Below are 3791 nucleotides of genomic sequence, written 5' to 3' on the forward strand. Positions count from 1 at the left end.
GTGCTCCGGCGCGACCATCGGCCGTTACGGCAATCGTATCGCCGCAGGGCGATTTACGCTCGACGGGAAGGAGTATACGCTGCCTCTGAACGACGGCCCCAACAGCCTGCACGGCGGTGCCAAGGGCTTCGACATGGTTGTGTGGGATGTCGTCGAGGTGACGCCGCAGAAGATCGTATTGGCCTGCCTCTCGCCCGACGGCGATCAGGGATACCCCGGGAACCTGAAGGTTACGATGACCTACGAGCTGACCGACGACAACAGCTTCGTCATCACACACGAGGCCACGACCGACCGCCGTACGGTCGTCAACCTCACGCACCACTCGTTCTTCAACCTGCACGGGGCGGGCGGGCCGCCGATCAACGACCATGAGCTGATGATCGCCGCCGATTTCTTCACGCCCGTCGATTCGACGCTCATCCCCACCGGCCGCCTGATGCCCGTCGAAGGCACGCCGATGGATTTCCGCCGTCCGGCACCGATCGGGTCGCGCCTCGATGCCGATTTCGAACAGCTCCGCCACGGCCACGGCTACGACCACAATTGGGTGCTGTCGCGCAGGAGCACCCATGACCTGGAGCTGGCGGCTACGGTCTATGAACCCGCTGCGGGGCGTTATATGGAGGTTTGGACGACCGAACCGGGCATCCAGTTCTACGGCGGTAATTTCTTCGACGGCTCCCTGGTCGGCAAGGGCGGCAAATCCTACGGCCGCCGCGCTTCGCTGGCGCTCGAAACCCAGCACTTCCCCGACAGCCCCAACCATCCCGGCTTCCCCTCGACGGTGCTCGGCCCCGGCCAGCGCTACCGCCATGTCTGTGTCTACAAGTTCAGCACCCGGTAGGGGATATCCATATCATAGACACCCCCGGGTTCGTCTTGCGAGTCCGGGTGTGTCGTAGTATCGTAATAGGGGAATGCTCAAAATATTTAAGGCCGGATGCATTTCCGTTATTCGGAACCCATTTTAATCCTTTGGGAAGCGCCAGGTCGTGTAATCGTTATGCCGCAGGTCTTGCATGCGGATGTTGGCCTTTCTCGGCACGCTGTCGCGTTGTTCGGTGCTGACTGGGCCTATGATCCTGTCATCCCATGCGCCGTTCAAATAATCGTATTCCCGGGGTTGGATAATATACCATGTAGGCTGTCCCAAGGAGTCTTGCTGCGCCACAATAATTTTATCGTTGTAATAGACATGTTTAATTGAGCCGGCAATGTAATCCGTAAATTCTTTATGGAAATTAACAGACAACTCTATAATTATCACTCTTTTTCCATATTGATACAATCTTGCAGCATCAGATTATTTAATTTTTTATAATAAATTATCCTGATAGCACACCTTCGTACCACGTTTGCAATCGAGCCTCCGGATAGTTCGGCCTGGGCGGCGGTGGCGATGAGTTCTTCGGCATCATCGCCGAGCCATTGTTTCGGGAGCATATTGCGCCAGAGGACGGCACGAAGTTCCTCATCAGGCATCGGAAAGTAGATGATGGACTGGAACCGGCGGGAAAAGGCTTCGTCGATATTGGATTTCAAGTTGGTGGCAAGGATAACCGTGCCGGGAAAATCTTCAATGCGCTGTAACAGGTAGGCTACTTCCTGGTTGGCATGGCGGTCGTTGGACGTGTTGGTCGAGGTGCGTTTGCCGAAAAGGGCATCCGCCTCGTCGAAGAAGAGAATCCAGTTGCGGTTCTCCGCCATATCGAATACCTTGGCGAGGTTCTTTTCCGTTTCGCCGATATACTTTGATACAATCATAGACAAGTCCACGCGATACACATCCATGTTGTTCTTCTTGCCGAGCAAGGTGGCGGCAAGGGTCTTACCTGTTCCCGGAGGGCCGTAGAACAAGGCTCGGTAGCCGGGTTTGAGGATTCTTTTCAAGCCCCAATCCTCCATGATGGTATGCTGGTGTTCCATCCATGTATTGATTTCTTCCAGCGCCTCATGCGTATTGTAATCCAGTATTATGTCTTCCCACTCCAAAGGCGTGGTAATACGCTTGGCAGGGAAACCGATGCTGTAATCGGGCTTGTACTCTCTGTCAAGCAGCACATGACTCAGGAACTCTTCCGACACTCGCAGTTGTCCACTAAGAAATGGTTCTCCTTCGTTTGCTCCCTCCAATCGCAAAATATTTGAGGTATAGAACCAATGGTTGCGCTGGAACATACGCACAACATCGCAACGCTTTATCGTGTCATCGCCTGCAATGATGAATGCCGCAGTTTCTCCTGTTGGCAGAAAGCCTCCGTGCGACAGACCTTTCCAGCCGCCGAACTGAGTAAACTGCCTGTCGAGAGTCCCATTTTGAAGAAAGAAAGTATCGAGAGCCTGGGGCTTGATGTGCGGCATCAAGGCAAGCATCACAACGACCCTCTCATCAAATGAAATATCTTTACGGTCGGTCAACTCTTCCAACCATTTTCCGGAAGGCAGTCCCAACTGACTTACGGAGGCATTCTCAAAGCCCTGCTGCCGAAAATATACCCCGACCGTCACATTAAGCACCGCTTCAAACCACTCGATATGCTCAGTCATGGATTATAATGATTACCTGTTAATATTTCATATTCTTTTACTGCTCCAATATGTTGCTGTGCATGATACATAGGAATAGTGAGAATCATATCGCAGTTATAGTTGCCTCTGTTATAACGGACTCCTTCAATATGATGCCAGATAAGGTTGCCTGGATTTTGGTAAAACAAATTAGCTTGCTGATAATCTGCATTTCTGCTCCCAGTCATATTTATAGTACATCTGCTGTTATTAATCATATAAAATAGATTAATAGGCAAATGTCTGTTCTGTTGCGGAATTACATTAGCAATAATGTCATTATAGGATGCAAAGTAAAAGTCATTGTAAAATGCAAGAACAAGATAATTCCATATCAATTGAGGAATCTCCCAGTTTCTTATTCTGAAATGCTTGGCAAATGCCTCCGTGAAATCCGTAAAGTAATCGTATATATGTCCTCGCATATTGACATGCCGCTGAATTAAACTAATATTAGCGTGTGAAAAATGATTTTTCCTTTTCCCAGCATCTATGGTTCTGCTTGATTTATGCATCAAAACAGACTCTTTCATAACCTCTGAATTTTAGTAGTTGTTCGCTCTCGCACCCATCACATCGGCCTCGTGTTCGAGTTCGATACAGTCGTTCACCGGCAATCCGCTCACTTCGGTGGTAGGCTCTACACGCCCTGCCATCTGCTGCGCAACATGCCATGCCTCGTGCGGCAGGTGCTGTTCCTGTCCGGGAGCGACATAAATATCCGTTCCTTGTGTGTAGGCTAATGCCTGTACCGTAGCCGGTTCCGGAGAGTTGTAATGCACCCGAACATCGTCCATTGCAAATCCGGAAAGGTCTTCGATACCGGCTTTCAGGTTGTCGGACATACCGGTCTCGTTCCTTTTCTGTTCGGGAGTTTCAAATTTTCCCTGCATAAGTTCATCATCTTCTTCATCGCCCAAGCGTTGTGCCGGTTGCTCGAACTTGCCTTGCAGAAGTTCGGCTTCGTCCTCCTCCCTTTGTACAGGATTTTCGAACTTCCCTTGTAACATTTCATCCTCGTCTTCGAGGCGCTGCACCGGTTCGGCTAAGGCCTGAAGCATCCTGTTCTGACGGTTGTCCGCAAACTCCAATGCGCTCTTGCCACCGCGCTTTTGCTGGATGATGCGTGCCACTTTGTTCCGATACGTTTTTTCCGCTTCCATGATTATAAATTTTTAGTTTATTTATCACTACTGTCCCGTAAAAGCGGGCAAGTCGGT

The 3791-nt window shown here is 50.6% G+C and carries 5 protein-coding genes; 1 reads left to right on the plus strand and 4 read right to left on the minus strand.

The window, feature by feature from the left end; translation table 11 throughout:
* Positions 1–847, plus strand: an 847-nt coding sequence (locus QVP03_RS11555; protein WP_288210793.1) for an aldose epimerase family protein, incomplete at its 5' end; no start/stop codon positions are given.
* Positions 848–970: 123 nt separating this feature from the next.
* On the opposite strand, the gene QVP03_RS11560 is transcribed toward QVP03_RS11555, so the two are convergent.
* From QVP03_RS11560 to QVP03_RS11575, 4 genes are read right to left on the minus strand one after another with little or no spacing between them, the layout of a single operon-like run.
* Complete coding sequence (locus QVP03_RS11560) at positions 971–1270, minus strand: hypothetical protein (protein WP_276791529.1); 300 nt, start codon at positions 1268–1270, stop codon at positions 971–973.
* Positions 1267–2550 carry an ATP-binding protein gene (locus tag QVP03_RS11565; RefSeq protein WP_022333573.1) on the minus strand — a complete coding sequence of 428 codons (1284 nt, stop codon included), beginning with the start codon at positions 2548–2550 and terminating at the stop codon, positions 1267–1269. Before QVP03_RS11565 ends, QVP03_RS11560 begins: the two co-directional genes overlap by 4 nt.
* Entirely contained in the window at positions 2547–3104 is a 558-nt protein-coding gene (locus QVP03_RS11570) for a hypothetical protein (RefSeq protein WP_141417948.1), read from the minus strand. The genes QVP03_RS11565 and QVP03_RS11570 overlap by 4 nt, the downstream gene beginning before the upstream one ends.
* 12 nt (positions 3105–3116) lie before the next feature.
* Positions 3117–3734 carry an eCIS core domain-containing protein gene (locus tag QVP03_RS11575; RefSeq protein ID WP_022333575.1) on the minus strand — a complete coding sequence of 206 codons (618 nt, stop codon included), beginning with the start codon at positions 3732–3734 and terminating at the stop codon, positions 3117–3119.
* Positions 3735–3791 lie beyond the last annotated feature (57 nt).

The organism is Alistipes sp. CAG:29 (assembly GCF_000435435.1).
GTDB lineage: Bacteria > Bacteroidota > Bacteroidia > Bacteroidales > Rikenellaceae > Alistipes > Alistipes onderdonkii.